The following is an 18,250-nucleotide window of genomic DNA, read 5'->3' as shown; positions in this document are numbered from 1 at the left end:
GCAGATTCGCGCCGACGCATCGCAGCAATCATCATGGTTTGGTGATGCTTTTCATCAAACGTGAATTATATCTTCCGGCGCAGCGCCAGATGGCGCGGATAGTGCATGGGGGCTGGTTTACACCTGCCTCTCACGAGGGGTGCAGGAGTGCAAGTCCCGTGCCGGCCCGAATTGGCCGATTTGCGAGGGGTAGCTTGTTATGCCGGGGTATGCAGGTTGCGCTGATGTCCCCCGCGTGGGGCGAATGGGCCGGGCTGCTTGCGGCATGCACCTGCCCGGTGCCTGGGCGCGATCCGTGACTTTGCGCTACAGTTCGCGGTTTGCCCCGGCTGGGATGTTACGTCCGCTGCCGCGCTGTGTTTCCCTCCCATGATTGCTCCCGCACCCGCACGATCCCGCCTGCCTGGTCCCATTCCTGGCTGGCTTTTGCTGCTTGGCATGCTTACCGCCGTTGGCCCGCTGTCGGTCGATATGTATCTGCCGAGCCTGCCCACCATTGCGCGCGACTTGAATACCTCGTCGGCAGCAGCGGGCCTTACGCTCACCGTTTTCCTTATCAGCCTTGCGATCGGCCAGCTCATCTACGGCCCAGCCAGTGACCGCTTCGGGCGCAAGCCGCCGCTGTACATTGGTCTGGCTATGTACGTGGCGGCTTCCATTGGCTGTGCGTTTGCCAAGGACGCCACCATGCTGGCAGTGCTGCGTGGCGTGCAGGGCTTTGGCGGCTGCGCGGGCATGGTGATCGCGCGCGCGGCAGTGCGTGACCGCATGGACCCGGCGGGCGCCGCGCAAGCGTATTCCACCCTGATGCTGGTGATGGGCGTGGCACCCATCCTTGCACCGATGATTGGTGGGGCAGTGCTGCAGGTAGGCTCTTGGCGGATCATCTTTGCGCTGCTGACGGCCTTCGGCGTGCTGGCGCTGGTGGCGGTGCACTACCTGATGCGCGAGACGCTGGCGCCGGAAAAGGCCCGCAAGCTGGCGGTCAGCCACGTGCTGCGCGACTACTGGGAACTGCTGCGCGACCACCACTACGCTGCCTATATGTGGTGCGGCGCCGTGTTCCTGTCGGGCATGTTTGCGTACATCACCGTGTCGTCGTTCGTGCTGATCGACGGTTATGGCCTGTCGCCGTCGCACTACGCGTGGGTGTTCGGCAGCAACGCGGCGGGGATGATTGCTGCCTCGCGTTTGAACGTACGGCTGGTGCGCAAGTACTCACCGGCACGCGTGTTGCGCCGCGCGCTGTGGATTCCGGTGGTGACGAGCGTGCTGGCGACGGCGGCCGCAGCGGCCGGATTCACACCGCTGCCGCTCGTGCTGGTGGCGTTGTTTTGCTACATCGCTTCGATCGGCTGCATCTCGCCCAACACGGGCGCACTGGCGATGGCCGGACAGGGCGCGCGCGCGGGCACCGGCTCGGCGCTGATGGGCGCCATGCAGTTCGGCCTGGGCATGGTCACGGGTACGGTGGTCGCGGCCATTGGTCAGAGCGCGCTGCCGCTGCTGGGCATGATGGCCGTCTGCGCTGTCGGGGCGCTCATCCTGGGTTTGCGCGCCACGCGCGAAGAGCCCGGCGCCTGATTCCCACTATTTTTCTACGCCTCTTGTTCTAGAGGCGTCTTCATCCTTTCATATGACTTTGGCATAACATGCCAGTCACGCTGGTCGTGTCCGACGCCTATGATGAGGGCAGCCGGACCACGATCAGGCGCGGTCTGACCCTGCGCAACTAAGGGTTACTTCTTATATAGAATTTATCAACGTTTTATTAACGTAACGCTTTCGTTTTCATCCGCACGCCGCCAAGCGCGTGCTTTCGAGACCGGGGGTTAAGTTGCAGTGCACGATTCACCGGCTGGGCGAACTGGCGCTGTTGTGCGAATTGCCGCCCCCCGCGACCTTGAATTGCCAGCAGCGTATCTGGGCCATGGCCTCGCGCGCATCCCATTGGGCGGGCGTGGTTGATGTGGTGCCCGGCATGAACAACCTCACGCTCGTGTTTGGCCCGCTGGCTGACGCGCGCGTGCTCGAAACCTTGCTGCGCGAAGCGTGGGAAGAAAGCGAAGCACTGGTGGCCGATGGCAAGCTGGTCGACATCGAAGTCGCCTACGGCGGCGACGATGGCCCCGATCTGCGTGAGGTCGCCAAGCACACTGGCCTGACGCCGGCTGAAGTCGTGCGTCGCCACACTGCTCCCGAATACATCGTCTACTTCCTCGGTTTCCAGCCGGGCTTTGCCTACATGGGCGGCCTGGACAAATCGCTCGCCACGCCGCGCCGTGCGGAGCCCCGCATGGCCGTGCCTGCCGGCTCGGTTGGCATTGGCGGCGAGCAGACGGGCATCTACCCAGCCGCGTCCCCCGGTGGCTGGCAACTGCTCGGCCGCACGGATGCAGCGCTCTTCCTGCCGCAGCGAGATCCCCCCACGCTGCTGGCACCCGGAGACCGCATCCGTTTCGTTGCCTCGAAGGTGCGCACATGAGTTCCTCACGTTCCCAAGCCATGATCGAGATCGTGCGGGCGGGTGTGCTCGCTTCTGTGCAGGACCTGGGCCGCACCGGCTATCGCCGCTTTGGTGTGTGCACGTCGGGCGCGCTTGATCCGCTGTCGCTGTATGTGGGCAACCGCCTGGTCGGCAACCGCAGCGATGCGGCCGGTATTGAGTTCACGCTCGGTAACGCCACGTTGCGCTTCCAGGCCAACGGCCTGATCGCGCTTACCGGCGCTGACTGTCGTGCCACGCTTGACGGCACACCGGTGCACGCCTGGCGCGCCATTCCCGTGCAGCGCGGCCAGACGTTGACCTTGCGCGTGGCACAGGGCGGCGTGCGTGCGTACCTGTGCGTGGCCGGCGGTATCGACGTGCCAGAGATGATGGGCTCGCGCAGCACGGACCTGAAGGCCGGCTTCGGCGGTTTCGAAGGCCGCTCGCTCAAGGATGGCGACAAGCTGCCCGTGTTGCCGGCCGACACCTCGCACGCACCCGACATCAGCAAGGACGCTGTCGCCGTAAAGGCCGCGCGCTGGACGTTCGATCGCGTGCTGGGCGACACGCCGGTGATACGTGTGCTGCCCGGCCCGGAATACGACGATTACCTTGCCGATGCGCAAGCCGCATTCTGGGAATCGGACTGGACGCTGACCCCCAACAGCAACCGCATGGGCTTTCGCCTGCAAGGGCCGGAGCTCAAGCGCAAGAAGCAGCACAGCGGCGATCTGCTCTCGCACGGCGTGGTGCCGGGCGTGATCCAGGTGCCGCCGTCGGGGCAGCCGATTGTGCTGATGGCCGACGCGCAAACGACCGGCGGTTACCCGAAGATCGGCAGCGTCATCCTCGCGGATCAATGGCGCCTGGCACAGATTCCGCTTGGGCACCGCATCCGCTTTGAGCGCGTAGCGCTGGAAGAGGCCGAAGCCGCGCGCGCCGAGGTGACACGCTATCTGCAGCAGATCGAAACGGCGCTGGACTGGCAGCGCCAGGGCATTCTGTCGACCGCCCGGCGCACCGCCAAGACGCGATTGAATGCCTGAAGCATCGAGATACAACATCATGACGACGATTGATCTGAACGCCGACCTCGGCGAAGGCTGCGACAACGACGAGGCGCTGCTTGCGCTGGTGAGTTCGGCAAACATTGCATGCGGCTGGCATGCCGGTGACGTCAACACGATGCGCCAGACCACGGCGTGGGCGCTGCGCCAGGGCGTGTCGATCGGTGCGCATCCGAGCTTTCCGGATCGCGAGAACTTTGGTCGCACCGAGATGCACTTGCCGCCGGAAGAGATCTACGCCGGTGTGCTGTTCCAGATTGGTGGCCTGTCGGCCATCGTGCGAGCCCAGGGCGGCAAGCTGGCCCACGTGAAGGCGCATGGCGCGCTGTACAACCAGGCCTCGCGTGATCGCCCGCTGGCTGCGGCCATTGTGCGCGCGGTGCGTGATTTTGATCCGTCGCTGGTGGTGTTTGGCTTGGCTGGTGGCGAACTGGTCAAGGCGGCGCGCGAGCTGGGCTTGCAGGCCAAGGAAGAGGTGTTTGCCGATCGCGGTTACAACGCCGACGGCTCGCTCGTCAAACGCGGCACGCCCGGCGCGCTGATCGACGACGAAGCCGCTGCACTCGATCAGACGCTGACCATGGTGCGCGAACAGCGCGTGAGGGCGATTGATGGCACGTGGGTTCCGATCCACGCGCAAACTGTTTGTCTGCACGGCGACGGCGCACATGCGCTGGCGTTTGCGCGACGCATCCGGGAACGGCTCGGCAGCGAGGGGATCGCAGTCGGCGCCGGCACCTGAAGCATGCCCCGCATCTTCCATGCGGGGCTTTTTTTGGCAACTTGGGGGGAGGAAACACCACATGAGTACGGCAGTGAATCTATGGCCGCTGATCGGGGTGGTCGTCATCATCGCGGGGTTCATCCTGCGATTCAATCCGATGCTGGTGGTGGCTGTGGCCGCCATCGCCACCGGTTTTGCGGCTTCGATGTCCATCGACCAAATCCTGACGGCGATCGGGACGGGCATCATCAAGACGCGCACCTTGCCGCTGATCATCCTGCTGCCGCTGGCAGTGGTGGGTCTGCTTGAGCGCCACGGCCTGCGTGAGCACGCGCAGAACTGGATTTCGCGCATTCAATCGGCCACGGTGGGCCGTCTGCTGATCGTCTACCTCGCTGTGCGCGAGCTGACGGCGGCCGCCGGTCTGACGAGCCTCGGCGGTCATCCGCAGATGGTGCGCCCGCTCCTGGCCCCGATGGCCGAAGGCGCCGCAGAGAACCGCTTCGGCAAGCTGCCGGCGCCGGTGCGTGAACGCCTGCTGGCTTTCTGCGCCGCCACCGACAACGTCGGCCTGTTCTTCGGTGAAGACATCTTCGTGGCCTTTGGCGCCATTGCGCTGATGCACACGTTCCTGCTCGGCTCGGGTATCGACGTGGAGCCGCTGCACATCGCCGTGTGGGGCATCCCGACCGCGGTCTGCGCGTTCCTGATCCACTCGGTGCGCCTCAAGCGCCTGGATGGCTGGCTGGCCCGCGAGATGGGTGCTGCCGGTAACACCAACGCGGCCACGGCCAAGCAGGGGTAAGCGATGATTCTGTCAATCAACTATCTGTACTGGCTGGCCGGGATCATCCTGACGATCACCGCGCTGATGACGTTTGCCGACAAGAACCACCCGCGCCGCTGGACCACGGGCCTGTTCTGGGCGATCTTCGCCGTGATCTTCCTCGTTGGTGACAAGATCCCGCCGATCGTGGTGGGTATCGGTGCTGTCCTGATGGCGCTGCTAGCCGGCATGGGCGGCGTGACGCTTGGCAAGCACGGCGAGCTGCCGGCTGAAGAGCGCCGCGCATCGGCCAAGCGCCTGGGCAACCGCCTGTTCATTCCGGCGCTGACCATTCCGCTGGTTACCGTCATCGGCAGCGTGTTCCTGAAGGACATCAAGATCGGCGGCGATCTGCTGCTGGACCCGAAGAACCAGACCTTCGTCTCACTTGGCCTGGGCTGCATCATCTCGCTGGGGCTGGCCTGCTGGCTGACGCGTGACACGCCGGTGCAAGCCATGCGCGAATCGCGCCGCCTGACGGAATCGCTCGGCTGGGCGCTGGTGCTGCCGCAGATGCTGGCCATGCTGGGCCTGGTGTTTGCCGATGCCGGCGTGGGCAAGGCCGTGGCGCACCTGACCACCGCCTACATCAACATGGACTATCGCTTCGTTGCGGTGGCCGTGTACTGCATCGGCATGGCGCTCTTCACGGTCATCATGGGTAACGGCTTTGCGGCCTTCCCGGTCATGACGGGCGGGGTGGGGGTGCCGATTCTGGTGGGCGTGTTCCATGCCAACCCGGCGGTGATGGCGGCGATCGGCATGTTCTCGGGCTACTGCGGTACGCTGCTCACGCCGATGGCGGCCAACTTCAATGTCGTGCCGGCTGCGCTGCTGGAGCTGTCCGATAAGAACGCTGTGATCAAAGCGCAAGTCCCGACCGCGCTACTGTTGCTTGCAGCCAATATCGTGCTCCTGTACTTCCTGATGCTGCACTAATCGTGTTTAATGCATCGCGTGCGGTGTGCGTCACGTCGGCGAGTCGATTGCCGGCGTGCGCCACCAATCGTGATCGCCGCCCGGGGAGGGTATCGGGGTGTGCGGTCGCCGACCTCGCATCGCGCTCTTCTCCGGGGGGATTCATGAGCAGCCAGATGACGAGCGGCCGGACCAAATCGGGACGCCGCTTCCTTTGTGTTCTTGCAGCCAGCGCCCTGTCGCTGATTTCGGCCGCGCAGGCTCACGCCGAAACATTCCGCGTGGCCACGCCGTATCCGGCCGTCAATTTCCATACGCAAAACCTGCAGGCTTTCGCCAGCGCCGTGAGTGCGGCCACCAATGGCGGCCTCAAGTTTGAGGTGTTCCCGAACGGCACGCTGCTCAAGCCAGCCGTAATCTTTGACGGCGTGAAGGACGGCAAGGCCGAGGCGGGGGAGGTGATGCTCTCCACGCTGGCCCAGCGCGATCCGCTGTTCGGTGTGGATTCGATTCCCTTCGTGGTCTCGGGCTACAACGATGCCCGCCTGCTGTGGGACGCCTCGCGCAGCCGCATCGAAGCCTTGATGAAGGCCAACGGCCTGCGCCTGCTGTACGCCGTGCCCTGGCCGCCGCAGAACCTGTATTCCGAAACGCCGATCGCCCGCTTGTCCGACCTGAAAGGACATCGTTTGCGCACGTATAACGCCGCGCAAAAGCGCATTGCTGAACTGTACGGCGCGCAGGCTGTGCAGGTGGAGGCCGCTGACCTGAGCGCAGCCATTGCCGCCGGGCGCATCGACACGATGGTCACCTCGCCGTCGACCGGCCTGGAAACCAAGGCTGGCCAGCGCCTGACCTATTACTACAAGGTCAACGCCTGGATCCCGAAGAACGCCGTATTCGTCAACGAAGCGCGTTTTGCCAAGCTGCCGCCCGCCACCCAGCAGACCGTGCTGAAACTGGCCAAGGACTACGAGGCACGTGGTTGGGATTCGAGCCGCCTGACCTACGAGCACGATGAAGCCGAGCTGGCCAAGAGCGGCGTGCGCGTGCTCAACCCCGACGTGAACCTGCAGGGTGACATGCGCCGCCTGGGCGAGCGCCTGACGCGCGAATGGCTGCACACGGCGGGCACGGAAGAAGTCGACATCCTGTTGAATTTCGAGAACAAGCGCAGCAAGGCGAAGTAAGGCCAACGCGCGCTTGGGCATGATGTTCGACAGACGTTTATCATCGTTTTTGTCTTACGTAGTTGCAGGAGAACGTCATGCCTACCGTCCTCGTCACCGGCTTTGATCCGTTCGAGAACGAACCCATTAATCCGTCGTGGGAAGCTGTGCGCACGCTCGATGGTCAGGGGATCGCCGGCGCCGAGATCATCGCGCGTCAGTTGCCGACCATCTTCGGTGAATCCAACAAGGTGCTCGGCAAGCTGCTGCAGACGCTGCGCCCGGATGTTGTGATCGCCGTGGGGCAAGCCGGCGGCCGCGCCGAGATGGCCATCGAGCGCATCGCTATCAACGTGGACGATGCGCGCATTGCCGACAACGCTGGCAAGCAGCCCATCGATGTCGCCATCGCAAGTGATGGACCAGCAGCTTATTTTTCGACGCTGCCGATCAAGACGATCGTGCGCGAGCTGCGTGCGGGCGGGGTTCCCGCGTCGGTTTCGCAAACAGCGGGGACGTTCGTCTGCAACCACGTCTTCTATGGGTTGATGCACGCCATCGCCCGTCACAAGCTGCCCACACGTGGCGGCTTTATCCACATCCCGTATCTGCCGTCGCAGTCGGCCAAGCATCCGGGGCAGCCGAGCATGGCGCACGATGTCATCGTCGCCGGCTTGCGCATTGCCATCGAGACGACGCTGCGCACGCTGCACGACGTACGCGAAACGGGCGGCCAACTGCACTAGGCAGCCGCCGCCCGTTTGGGGTGGTGGAGCGCGCCGGATCAGTCGGTCAGGCGCGTGTGGCGCTGCAACTCGATGCGTACTGAAGATCCTGGAGCAACATAGCCCGAGGCGACGGGGGCCGTGTCATCCAAAGCGCGGTAGCTTTCGATTTCCACCGGCTCATCGTACGTGGTGGCGGCCCGCCGAACCGGCGTAACAGGCGCCGCCGCGCGGCCTGTTGCACGAGCAAGTGAGCGTGGCTTGGTGGTGTCTGGCGATTTCGAGAGCACTGGCGCGGGTGCCGCCACTGCCTTCGGCTTGGCTGCAACACTGATATCGGGTTGCGCTTCGATGCTCGGTACGGTCTCGGTTTTGTCCGGCGCGGATTCAACCTTGTCTGCAGCCGTATTGGCGGCGACGCTTGGTGTGGTATCTCCGGCAAACGCGTCTTGCGGCGCACTCGGCACGGGTGCTTGTGCGATTGCCGCGTACTGCGCCGGGTCAATGTGGGGAAGCGGTTGCTTACGCTTGCCGGTATGCGTGCCGATCAACGCCGCAGCCACCGTGCATGCGACCCCGATCGCAATGACCGTCAAACGCCGGTGCCATTGTGCACGTGACACCTGATGCGCGGTTGCGGCCGCGGCCAGCTGCGCATCGTCTTCTACGCGTGCCAGTGTGGCGTGGATCGCCCGTACGGCGTGACGCGGCGTGCCAAAGGGTGGTGGCACGCGCACGAAACCCGGTAGGCCCAGGTCGCCGTCAATGGTGAAGTTGAGAGAGTCCACGTCCGTCTCCGCTGATGGCCGCAGAGGGCGCTATTGGCCATTTGCGGGAACAGTCGACATGCTACGAGCCCGTCGGGAGGCGGTCGATCAGACTTATCCTAAAACTGTTGAGGGATGTGTCGGGGACGGGGCGGCCGCTAGCCTGCAGGGTGTACTGCAGGCGGGGAAGCAGCGCGGCGTGTCTTAGGGCGCAGGTGTCCAGTTCGGGTCGTTGAGCTGCTTTTCCAGCAGGCGGATCTGCTGCTGCAGCGAATCAACCTGTGCCTTGTAGGCGCGGCGCTCGACGTCCAGGGCCTGGGTTTGCTGGCGCACGGTCTGTTGCTCTTCCAGCATCTTCTGGCGTTGCGCCTGCATGATGCGGACTTCCTGACTGAGCGAGGCAGCACGCTGCTCGGCAGCCTGAGCTTCGCGCTCGAGTTGTGCTTTCTGGCCGGCGGTGATGGCGCGGCGCAGGTCGTCTTCAGCCCAGGCGCGTGTCTGGCGGGCCAGCGTGTCGTACGCGCCCTCAGCCGGAGCTACCGACGCGAACTTGTACACGCGCCACAGTTCTTTGCGATACGACAGCGCGACGTAAGCCGTGGTGTCTTCGTTCACCAGCAGCAGGCTCGTGCCGTAGTCGCCGTTGTAGGTGGTGCGCAGCTCGGTCAGGCGCTTTTGTGCCAGCAGCTGCTGCAACTCTGCCACGGTACCGGCAGAGGCGGCCGTGGCTGCTGCCGGCGCTTGCGGTGTCGCGGTTTGGGAGTGGGCCAATCCGGTGCTCGCAACGGAAGCTGCGGCAGCAAATGTGAGAACGGTTCGGCGGAAGACGTGAGACATCGCAAGAATCAGAAATCGGAGCCGACGCGACTATATCAGCTTTGCCCTCCGATTCTGGTGGGATCCGTCACACATCGTCAGCAGAGGTGGCCGCAGAGGTTTCGCGTCGCCCGAAGTAGCGGGCCGGGGATTGTCCAAAGTACTGCCGGAACATAGCGATGAAATTGCTGGGCGTGGCGTAGCCCAGCGCATCGGCCACGTTGGCAACCTGCTCCCCGGCGGCGAGGCGTTCGAGCGCGTGGACCAGCCTGGCCTGGCGGCGCCATTGCGCAAAGCCGATCCCGGTTTCCGCCAGGAACAGCCGGTTGACCGTGCGCGGCGATACACCGGCCCACTCTGCCCAGGCTTCCAGGGTGCGTGTATCACCCGGCGTATCGACCAGTCTTTGCGCGATGCGTGCCAGGCGCCGATCAGCGGGTAGTGGCAGGTGCAGTGGCTCGCGGGGTGCGTGGCGCAGCTCATCGAGCAGTACCGCCGCAATACGCTGGCTTTCGGGCGAGAGGAATTCGTCAACCGGCCAAGTGACGGCGCGGCGCACGAGTGCACGCATGACATCGCTGATACCGACGACGCATGGCCGGTCAGGCAGATCGGCGCAGCACGCGGGCGCAACCAGCACGAACCAGCCGCTCATCACGCCGCTGATGGTGGCGCTGTGCATCTCGCCCGGCGGAATCCAGCCAGCGCGGTGCGGTGGCAGGATCCACGAACCATGCCGCGTACGCACATGCATCAGCCCACTGTCCACGCAAAAGATCTGGCCACGCAGATGACTGTGCCAGTCGACTTCACGCGTGCCGAACTGGAGCCGGTCGTTGCTCTCGGCAGTGCCCACCACGGCGACGATCTCGGGGCCGTCTGTGCGTTCACTGTACGCCTTGAGGGTGACCAGCTCGGCCGTGGGGCGGGCTGGCATGGCATCGCAGGTGCGAGGTTGAGCGCGCATGTGCGGTTGGCGGGTTTCCAATAGTTTCTGTCCAAACCACGTTATCACGTCTTTGTTGCGGTGCGCGATAGTGACCCCACGGCTCGCAGGGGCCGCTCATGGTCCGCAATCCAAGCAGGGGGAAACATGGCAGCAGCATTGGACAGATTCCGCATCTATGACATCTCGGCGTGGCCGATTGTGATGTTGCGCAGTGGCGCCCAGGCGCCAGGGTATGCGCCGCAGTGGGCGCGTGAGATGGAAGCACTGTTGGCGCGCAACCAGCCGTTTGTGGTGATCCACGGCGTTCAGCAGGTCGACGAGGCGCATGAAGATCGACGGCTGCGCGCGGTCTGGCTGAAAGAGAATAAGGCGGCGCTGGCCGCGCAGTGCCGGGCGCTGGTGCATGTCGAGCCTGATCCTGTGCAGCGGCTGGCTGTGCGTGCGCAGGCGGCGATTGCCGTGCAGGCGTTCAAGGTGCCGATGGAAATCGTCGAGAGTTTTGATGCGGCACTGGACGCCGCCCGGCGTGCACTGGGCGATGACTCCGATCAATCGACGCCATTTTTGGAGTGGGCCGATGTCTGAACCGTTGCATGTGACCATCGTTGGCGCGGGACTGGGTGGATTGTGTCTCGCGCAGGGGCTGCGCCGTCGCGGTATCGCCTTTGACGTGTTTGAGCGCGACGCCGCCATGGGCAGCCGTCCGCAGGGCTATCGCATCCGTATCGATGCTGCCGGGCAACGGGCGCTGCAGGACTGTTTGCCACCGACGCGCTACACGCTGTTCCGCAAGACCTGCGCGGTGCCGGCACGCCGCGTGAACCTGTTCGACCCGTATCTGCGTCCGTTGGATGGTCGTTGGGTCGATTCGTGGCACGACGACGATGCCGCCGAGCCCGCAGACCTGAACGCCCACCGCCAGACGCTGCGCGAGGTGTTGTTCGACGGAATCGGCAAGTGGGTGCATTTTGGCCGCGGGCATATCCGTCACCGGTCGCGTGAAGACGGGCGTATCGAAGTGACGTTTGGCGATGGCGCGACGCTCGTGACTGACGTGCTGGTCGGCGCCGATGGCGTGCACTCCGGCGTGCGGGCGCAGCGGCTGCCGGCGGCAGAGCCCGCATTGACCGATGCCTCCGTCATCTACGGCAAGACGTATCTGACGCCTGCCGCGCTGGCGCGGATCGACGATCAACTGCCGGGGAATACGACGATCGTCTTTGGCGATGGGCTGGCAGTCATCATCGATGCGATGCGTTTTGCGATGTCGCCTGCGCAGCTTCAGCCCGGGCTGAGCGAAGTGGAGCCGTATCTGTACTGGGCGGTGATTGCACAGAACCACCGGCTGGAGGCGGGTGGCAGCGCCGATGCGTGCGTTGCGAAGCTTGCCGCGGGGTGGGCGCACGGGCTGCGTGCGCTGTTTGCCTACGGGGACGCGGCCTCGACCGTCATGCTGCCGGTGCGTGCCACACAATCGTTGGTGCCGTGGGCAAGCAGCCGCGTGACCTTGCTCGGTGATGCGATCCACGCGATGAGTCCCGCTGGTGGCCTGGGCGCTAACACGGCGCTGACGGACGCGGCCAATCTGGCGGCATGGCTGGGCGAGGTGCGGCAGGGGCGAGTGGGGCTCGACGCGGCGATTGCCGGCTATGAGGCGGTGTTGCGGGAGACGACTGCCCGTGCGATTGACGCGTCGCGAAAAGGCACGGATGTGCTGCTCGGGGCGTTGGCGTGACCGTTGGCGTGACGGGGGAGGGGAAAGGGACTGGCGGAAGCGGTGAGATTCGAACTCACGGATGGGTCACCCCATCGGCAGTTTTCAAGACTGCTGCCTTAAACCACTCGGCCACGCTTCCTTGCACTTCGCTGCGCATTGCACGCAAGGCCGCCATTGTAACGGCACATCGCGCAATGCAACAGCCGGCAAGCGTCAGTTTTCGTCGTCGGCCAAGAACAATGCCTGCAGATCGTTCAGGAATCGTTGTCCCAGCTCGGTCGGGCGGATCGCCACGTGGTCGCGCGAGAGCAGACCGCGTTGTTCGGCGGCATCGAGTTCACGCTCGATCATACGAAGCGGCAGGCCAGTGCGCTCCTGGAACAGCGTTACGGGGAAGCCGTCCGTCAGGCGCAGCGCGTTGAGCATGAACTCGAACGGCAGATCCGCCGCGTCGACTTCGCGCTGCTCCTGCACGACGGCCGCGCCGCCTGTTGTTTCGGCCTGACGCAGGTACGTGTCCGGATGCTTGTGTCGCATCTCGCGGATGACCCGGTGCGGAAAGCTCAGCTTGCCGTGCGCGCCCGGCCCGATGCCGAGGTAATCGCCGAACTGCCAGTAGTTTAGGTTGTGCTTGCAGCGCTTGCCCGCCTTCGCATACGCCGAGACCTCATAGTGTTCGTAGCCCGCCGCAGCCAGCCGTGCATGAATCCAGTCCTGCATCCCAAACGCCGTGTCGTCATCCGGCAGCGCAGGCGGGTACTTGGCGAAATACGTGTTCGGTTCCAGCGTCAGGTGATACAGCGACACGTGGTTGGTATCGAATGACAGTGCTGCTTCCACATCAGCCTCGCACTCGGCCAGCGTCTGGCCGGGCAGGGCGAACATCAGGTCGAGGTTGATGTTGTCGAAGTGTGCGCGGGCGATGTCGATGGCGGCACGCGCTTCAGCCGCGCTGTGGATGCGCCCCAGCGCCTGCAGGTGCGCGTCGTTGAAGCTCTGGATGCCGATCGACAGACGGTTCACGCCGCTGGCGCGATAGCTGCGAAAGCGCTCGGCTTCGAACGTGCCCGGGTTCGCTTCCATCGTGATCTCGGCATCGGCATCGACGGGCAGCAGCATGCGGATGTCCGACAGCAGCCGGTCCAGCCCCTGCGCAGACAGCAGGCTAGGTGTGCCGCCGCCGATGAAGATGGTGTGCACATGTCTGCCCCACACCATCGGCAGCGCAGCTTCCAGATCCTGTCGCACGGCCGCGAGAAAACGTTCTTCCGGAATGCCCTGGTCGGGTTCCGCATGCGAATTGAAATCGCAGTACGGGCATTTGCGCACGCACCACGGCACATGCACGTACAAGGACAGCGGCGGCGAGCCCGGCAGGTTGATCTTGCCCGGTTGCAGGAAGACGGAGGTGACCTTGTCGCCGGTCTCGGCGGCGGTTGCGGAAGGCGTCTTAGTTGCGCCGGCAGGGTAAATCGGGATCATCGCAACGTCAGGCGTTTTCAAACAGGCGCAGTCGCTCGACCAGTTGTGCGAGCGCTTGTGCGCGGTGGCTCACGCTGTTCTTTTCCGCTTTGGACAACTCAGCGGCAGTCTTGCCGAGGTTGGGCAGCAGGAAGTACGGGTCGTAGCCAAAGCCGCCATCGCCGCGTGGTGTGTCGATCACCTCGCCGAACCAGTTGCCCTCGGCAATGATGGGCTGCGGATCATCGGCGTGGCGTACGTAGACCAACACGCAAACATAGTGTGCGCCGCGGTCGGTCTTGCCGGCCAGCTCGCGCACGAGGCGGGCGTTGTTGGCGGCGTCGGATTTCTCTTCACCGGCCAGTTGCGCATAGCGCGCGGAGTACACGCCCGGTGCGCCGTCCAACGCATGCACGCAGATGCCGGAGTCATCCGCCAGTGCGGGCAGGCCGGAAGCGCGGCTCGCGTGGCGCGCCTTGGTGAGCGCGTTTTCGACGAACGTGGCGTAGGGCTCTTCTGCCTCGGGAATGCCGAGCGCGCCTTGCGGCGTCACGTCGAATCCGAGCGGGGCGAGCAGAGCGTTGAACTCCGTCAGCTTGCCGGCGTTATTGGAAGCGAGAACGATCTTGCGCATGGCGACTTTGCTCACAGGCCCAGCGCCTGCTTCTGCAGGCCGATCAGCGTGCGGATGCCCTGGTCGGCCAGGCCCAGCAGGGCGTCCATCTCGGTACGCGTGAAGGGCGTGCCTTCAGCGGTGCCTTGCACTTCCACAAAGCCGCCGCTGCCCGTCATGACGACGTTCATGTCGGTGTCGCAGGCGGAGTCTTCCGGATAGTCCAGATCGAGCACCGGCAAGCCGTCGACCACGCCCACCGATACCGCAGCGACGAAGTCGCGGATCGGCTGTGCGCCCTCGGGCAATTGGCCCTTCGCGCGCATCGCAGAGATGGCGTCATGCGCCGCAACAAATGCACCGGTAATGCTGGCCGTGCGCGTGCCGCCGTCAGCCTGCAGCACGTCGCAGTCGAGGTGGATGGTGTATTCGCCCAACGCCGCCAGATCGAACACCGAACGCATCGCCCGACCGATCAGGCGCTGGATTTCCTGCGTGCGGCCGGTCTGCTTGCCGCGTGCGGCCTCACGGTCAGAGCGGGTGTGCGTCGAGCGCGGCAGCATGCCGTATTCGGCCGTCACCCAGCCTTCGCCGCTGCCTTTCTTATGCGGCGGTACCTTGGGCAGCACACTGGCCGTGCAGAGCACTTGCGTATCGCCAAAGCACACCAGCACGGAGCCTTCAGCATGGCGCGTGAAGTGGCGGGTGAGGGTGACGGGGCGGAGTTGGTCGGGTTGACGGCCGCTGGGACGCATGAGGGGTCTCGCTTGAGAAAACGGATAGCCCGACATGATACCGGCCCGCGCTGCATGGGGGCAGGGCAGGCCGGTGAAGGGCTGAGCGAAGCTATTTAGCGCGTCAGATTGCTGGTCTTGTCGATCGCGGCGCGGATCTCGGCGATGGAGCGCTCGATTTCCTCTTCCGACATCAGGCCCGACTCACCACCCGGCGCATCCAGGATGGAGGTGGTGAAAGCGTTCAGCGGCAGTGTGTCGGTCTGCACCGAGTCCTGCGTGGTGGTCACCGCATCCAATTCCCACATCATGGCGATGGCGGTGGTGTTGTCGGCGGTGTCGCCGGCGCTGCGCAGTGCGCGGGCAATCAGTTCCGGAATCGCCTGCGTGACCGAGAAGCTCGTGCAGGTGTCAACCAGTTCGTCTTCCTGCACGCTGCCCCACAGGCCATCGGAGCACAGCATGGCGACGTCGCCGGGCTCCAGATTGGCCGGACCGCCGATGTCGATCAGCGGCAGGTTGGGCGAGCCCAGGCAGTTATAGATCTTGTTGCGCTCGGGGTGATGCGCGACCTGCATCGGCAGCACGCGGTCCTGCTGCAACAGGTTTTCGATCTTGGAGTGATCGCGCGTACGCGTCACCAGCGCGCCCTTGCGCATCAGATACATGCGCGAATCGCCCGCGTGTGCCCAGTGCAGTGAGCCACGTTGCGCCAGGGCGCAGACGATCGTGGTGCGCGGTGCATCCGGCAGGCCGTTGGTTTCGGCATAGCGGTGGATGTCGCGATGCGCGAGCATGATGCTCTCGTGCAGGAAGTCGTGCGGATTGCGGATCGACGGACGTGCGTGGCGCTGGAACTGGCGTGCCATGGTCTGCAGCGCCTGCTGGGCCGCGACCTCACCCAGCGAGTGCCCTCCCAGGCCGTCGCACAGCACCATCAGCATGGCGTCGCGCGTGAAGCAGTACCCCATGCGGTCCTGGTTGACGCGTCGCGCGCCTTTTTTGCTTTCTTGATAGACCGAGAATCGCATTGCGGCTATTGAGTATTCGGTAAAGGGGAGCGGTGCGGTGACTGGTCCCGTCTAGCGCAGCACCGTTTTGAAATCATACTCCGCCCGCCGGAGGCAACCCGGCGGTCAATTGTCCCGGCGGCGCAACAGGCTCATGAAACGCGTCGTCAACGCCTCTTTTTCTTCTGGAATGGGGCCACCCTGGGTGACGGCGGTCAGGGCCTGCAATTCGGTCAGCGCGTTGCTCTCTTCGCGCAACACTTTCTGCAGGCGGAAGACGCTTTGCGGGCGTTCGTCCGGTTTCATCTTCAGGCACCAGCCAACCAGGTCGATCAGGCTGCTGGTGTAGACCTTGCGCAGGCGCTCCAGGCCTTCTTCAAGCTTGTCTTCTTTTTCGCGTTGCGTGGCTTCCTGCGGTGGCGTGCCGGCCATACAGGCGTAGATGGTGGCGCCGATACTGTAGATGTCGGTCCACGGCCCCAGTTCGTTGTGCTTGCGGTACAGCTCCGGTGCGGCAAATCCCGGCGTGTACATCGGCTGGAAGCGCGAGGCCTCAGCAGTAAGCGTCTGCCGTGCGGCGCCAAAGTCGAGCAGGATCGGCGAATGGTCTTCGCGCAGGTAGATGTTGCCCGGCTTGATATCGAGATGCAGCAGCTTGTGGATATGGACTTCCCGCAGGCCGCTCATCAGGTCATGGAAGACCTGGCGGATGAAGCGCTCGCGCAGCATTTTCAGCTTGCCCTGCTGGCGTGCGTTGAGGATGTGTTCCTGCAGGGTTTTGCCCTGTTCGTACGTCATCACCATGTAGACGGTGCCGTTCTCCCGGAAGAAATTGAGCACGCGCACGATGGCGGGGTGAGAGATACGGGCAAGCGACCGGCCTTCTTCAAAGAAGTATTTGAGCCCGAGGCGGAACGCGCTCGCGCTTTCTTCCGGCACGACAGGAATCAATTCGCCGGGCGAGCGACGAGCCAGCGAAGACGGCAGATATTCCTTCACGGCCACCGGCGTCCCATGCTCATCGGTGGCGAGATAGACGAAGCTGAACCCCCCGCTGGCCAACTTCTTTACAATACGGTAATTGGACAGCAGGGTGCCGACCGGCAACGGTGCACTGCGTGGCTGTCCTGAGCCTTTTGACTCTGTCATGGGTTTGTGTGGCGAAATGGCTGTCGGATTTTCTCTGACCCGTCCACACGTTGTAAAGCGACAAAAGGTGGGGGATTCCCCGCCAATTCTCAGCCTGCCGAGGTCTGCATTGCGGCACGCCGGGCATCCAGCACCTCTAAAAAGACACCTCGATTTCATGATCCACAGCATGACCGGCTACGGCGTTGCTACACGCCAGGCAGCCTTTACCGACGCCCATGGTGCACCGAGCGGCAACGTCGCCACCGTGTCGGTCGAATTCCGCACCGTCAACTCGCGTTTTCTCGATCTGTTCTTCCGCGCGCCGGAAGAGTGCCGTGCCTTTGAGCCGGCGCTGCGCGAGATGCTCATGAGCGCACTGTCGCGCGGCAAGCTGGAATGCCGGATCAACCTGCAGCGCCAGGAAGCCGCCAGCGATGTGGCGGCGCTCAATGTCGGCGTGCTGCAACAGTTGGCCAAGCTCGAACAGGAGGTCACGCGCTATCTGCCCGCGTCGGGTTCGCTGCGCATGGGCGAAATCCTGCGCTGGCCCGGTGTGCTGGCTGAACCTGAGCTGACCCAGGATGCGCTGCGCGATGCCGTTGTCGACGCTGCCAAAGAGGCGCTCAAGCAACTTCTGGAATCCCGCCGTCGCGAAGGTGATGCACTCAAGGCGATGTTGCTGGATCGCGTTGATGCCATGCTCAAGATTGTCGACGAACTGTCGCCGATGGTGCCGAACCTGATCCAGCAACATCAGGACAAGCTGACTGAACGCCTGCGCGAGGCCTTTGGGCTGGCCGCGCCCGACGGCACACCGGCGCTCACGCGCGATGAACTGTCCGAGCGCATCCGACAGGAAGCGACCGTCTACGGCATCCGCATCGACATCGCTGAAGAACTCTCGCGCCTGCAGGCGCACCTGCGCGAGACGCGCCACATCCTGGAGAAGGGCGGTCAGATCGGCAAGCGCCTGGACTTCATGATGCAAGAACTCAACCGCGAGGCGAATACGCTGGGCTCCAAGGCTGCCGCCAAGGAACTGGCCGATGCATCGATGGAGCTCAAGCTGCTGATCGAGCAGATGCGCGAGCAAGTCCAGAACCTCGAATAACACCCCAGAACAACAGCACTAGAA

General features: G+C 64.2%; 19 protein-coding genes and 1 tRNA gene. 11 read left to right on the top strand and 9 right to left on the bottom strand.

Going from position 1 to position 18,250, the window contains the following annotated elements; genetic code table 11:
* Positions 1-369 precede the first annotated feature (369 nt).
* The 8 genes from R2N11_RS00920 (at position 370) to pcp (ending at position 7,938) form a co-directional block, all read left to right on the top strand.
* Positions 370-1,584 (top strand): multidrug effflux MFS transporter, encoded by a 1,215-nt coding sequence (locus R2N11_RS00920; RefSeq protein WP_199032606.1) that lies wholly within the window; start codon positions 370-372, stop codon positions 1,582-1,584.
* Between the two features lie 253 nt (positions 1,585-1,837).
* Entirely contained in the window at positions 1,838-2,485 is a 648-nt protein-coding gene (gene pxpB / locus R2N11_RS00915; RefSeq protein WP_199032607.1) for a 5-oxoprolinase subunit PxpB, read from the top strand.
* 20 nt (positions 2,486-2,505) lie between these two features.
* Positions 2,506-3,534, top strand: coding sequence for a 5-oxoprolinase subunit C family protein (locus R2N11_RS00910; protein ID WP_430715406.1), 1,029 nt, complete (start codon positions 2,506-2,508; stop codon positions 3,532-3,534).
* Positions 3,535-3,553: 19 nt separating this feature from the next.
* On the top strand, positions 3,554-4,297 hold the full coding sequence (pxpA, locus tag R2N11_RS00905; protein WP_199032608.1) for a 5-oxoprolinase subunit PxpA: 744 nt from the start codon (positions 3,554-3,556) through the stop codon (positions 4,295-4,297).
* A 61-nt stretch (positions 4,298-4,358) separates the two neighbouring features.
* Positions 4,359-5,084, top strand: a complete 726-nt coding sequence (locus R2N11_RS00900) for a DUF969 domain-containing protein (protein ID WP_316679806.1) — start codon at positions 4,359-4,361, stop codon at positions 5,082-5,084.
* Positions 5,085-5,087: 3 nt separating this feature from the next.
* Positions 5,088-6,044 carry a DUF979 domain-containing protein gene (locus tag R2N11_RS00895; protein WP_199032610.1) on the top strand — a complete coding sequence of 319 codons (957 nt, stop codon included), beginning with the start codon at positions 5,088-5,090 and terminating at the stop codon, positions 6,042-6,044.
* Positions 6,045-6,187: 143 nt separating this feature from the next.
* Entirely contained in the window at positions 6,188-7,213 is a 1,026-nt protein-coding gene (locus R2N11_RS00890; RefSeq protein ID WP_316679805.1) for a TRAP transporter substrate-binding protein, read from the top strand.
* A 77-nt stretch (positions 7,214-7,290) separates the two neighbouring features.
* The gene (pcp, locus tag R2N11_RS00885; protein WP_199032612.1) at positions 7,291-7,938 is read left to right on the top strand and encodes a pyroglutamyl-peptidase I; all 648 of its coding nucleotides are present in this window, start codon (positions 7,291-7,293) and stop codon (positions 7,936-7,938) included.
* 38 nt (positions 7,939-7,976) lie between these two features.
* Here pcp and R2N11_RS00880 read toward each other — a convergent pair whose 3' ends face one another.
* The 3 genes from R2N11_RS00880 to R2N11_RS00870 all read right to left on the bottom strand — a co-directional run bounded on the left by R2N11_RS00880 (position 7,977) and on the right by R2N11_RS00870 (position 10,437).
* A complete protein-coding gene (locus tag R2N11_RS00880; RefSeq protein WP_199032613.1) occupies positions 7,977-8,705 on the bottom strand; it encodes a hypothetical protein in 729 nt (242 codons plus the stop codon).
* Between the two features lie 183 nt (positions 8,706-8,888).
* Positions 8,889-9,521: a DUF2968 domain-containing protein gene (locus R2N11_RS00875; protein WP_199032614.1), complete on the bottom strand. Its 633-nt coding sequence runs from the start codon at positions 9,519-9,521 to the stop codon at positions 8,889-8,891.
* A gap of 67 nt (positions 9,522-9,588) precedes the next feature.
* Positions 9,589-10,437: an AraC family transcriptional regulator gene (locus R2N11_RS00870; protein WP_316679804.1), complete on the bottom strand. Its 849-nt coding sequence runs from the start codon at positions 10,435-10,437 to the stop codon at positions 9,589-9,591.
* Between the two features lie 156 nt (positions 10,438-10,593).
* Between R2N11_RS00870 and R2N11_RS00865 the strand changes: the two genes are divergently transcribed.
* Both R2N11_RS00865 and R2N11_RS00860 read left to right on the top strand, forming a co-directional pair.
* Entirely contained in the window at positions 10,594-11,034 is a 441-nt protein-coding gene (locus R2N11_RS00865; protein ID WP_316679803.1) for a hypothetical protein, read from the top strand.
* A complete protein-coding gene (locus tag R2N11_RS00860) occupies positions 11,027-12,184 on the top strand; it encodes an FAD-dependent oxidoreductase (protein ID WP_316679802.1) in 1,158 nt (385 codons plus the stop codon). Before R2N11_RS00865 ends, R2N11_RS00860 begins: the two co-directional genes overlap by 8 nt.
* A gap of 31 nt (positions 12,185-12,215) precedes the next feature.
* On the opposite strand, the gene R2N11_RS00855 is transcribed toward R2N11_RS00860, so the two are convergent.
* From R2N11_RS00855 to R2N11_RS00830, 6 genes are all read right to left on the bottom strand, one after another.
* Positions 12,216-12,305: transfer RNA gene (locus R2N11_RS00855), tRNA-Ser, on the bottom strand.
* Positions 12,306-12,379: 74 nt separating this feature from the next.
* On the bottom strand, positions 12,380-13,648 hold the full coding sequence (gene hemW / locus R2N11_RS00850; protein ID WP_199032791.1) for a radical SAM family heme chaperone HemW: 1,269 nt from the start codon (positions 13,646-13,648) through the stop codon (positions 12,380-12,382).
* 7 nt (positions 13,649-13,655) lie between these two features.
* Positions 13,656-14,261, bottom strand: coding sequence for an RdgB/HAM1 family non-canonical purine NTP pyrophosphatase (rdgB, locus tag R2N11_RS00845; RefSeq protein ID WP_316679800.1), 606 nt, complete (start codon positions 14,259-14,261; stop codon positions 13,656-13,658).
* 11 nt (positions 14,262-14,272) lie between these two features.
* Complete coding sequence (rph, locus tag R2N11_RS00840; RefSeq protein WP_199032793.1) at positions 14,273-14,995, bottom strand: ribonuclease PH; 723 nt, start codon at positions 14,993-14,995, stop codon at positions 14,273-14,275.
* Positions 14,996-15,090: 95 nt separating this feature from the next.
* Complete coding sequence (locus tag R2N11_RS00835; RefSeq protein ID WP_199032794.1) at positions 15,091-16,005, bottom strand: PP2C family protein-serine/threonine phosphatase; 915 nt, start codon at positions 16,003-16,005, stop codon at positions 15,091-15,093.
* 105 nt (positions 16,006-16,110) lie between these two features.
* Positions 16,111-17,133, bottom strand: a complete 1,023-nt coding sequence (locus R2N11_RS00830) for a serine/threonine protein kinase (RefSeq protein ID WP_199032795.1) — start codon at positions 17,131-17,133, stop codon at positions 16,111-16,113.
* Between the two features lie 157 nt (positions 17,134-17,290).
* On the opposite strand from R2N11_RS00830, the gene R2N11_RS00825 reads away from it, so the two are divergent.
* Positions 17,291-18,226, top strand: a complete 936-nt coding sequence (locus R2N11_RS00825; protein WP_316679798.1) for a YicC/YloC family endoribonuclease — start codon at positions 17,291-17,293, stop codon at positions 18,224-18,226.
* Positions 18,227-18,250: the final 24 nt, after the last annotated feature.

This window comes from Ralstonia flaminis, from assembly GCF_958415495.1.
GTDB classification, from domain to species: Bacteria; Pseudomonadota; Gammaproteobacteria; order Burkholderiales; family Burkholderiaceae; genus Ralstonia; species Ralstonia flaminis.
This window is presented reverse-complemented; position numbering and strand designations above follow the sequence as displayed.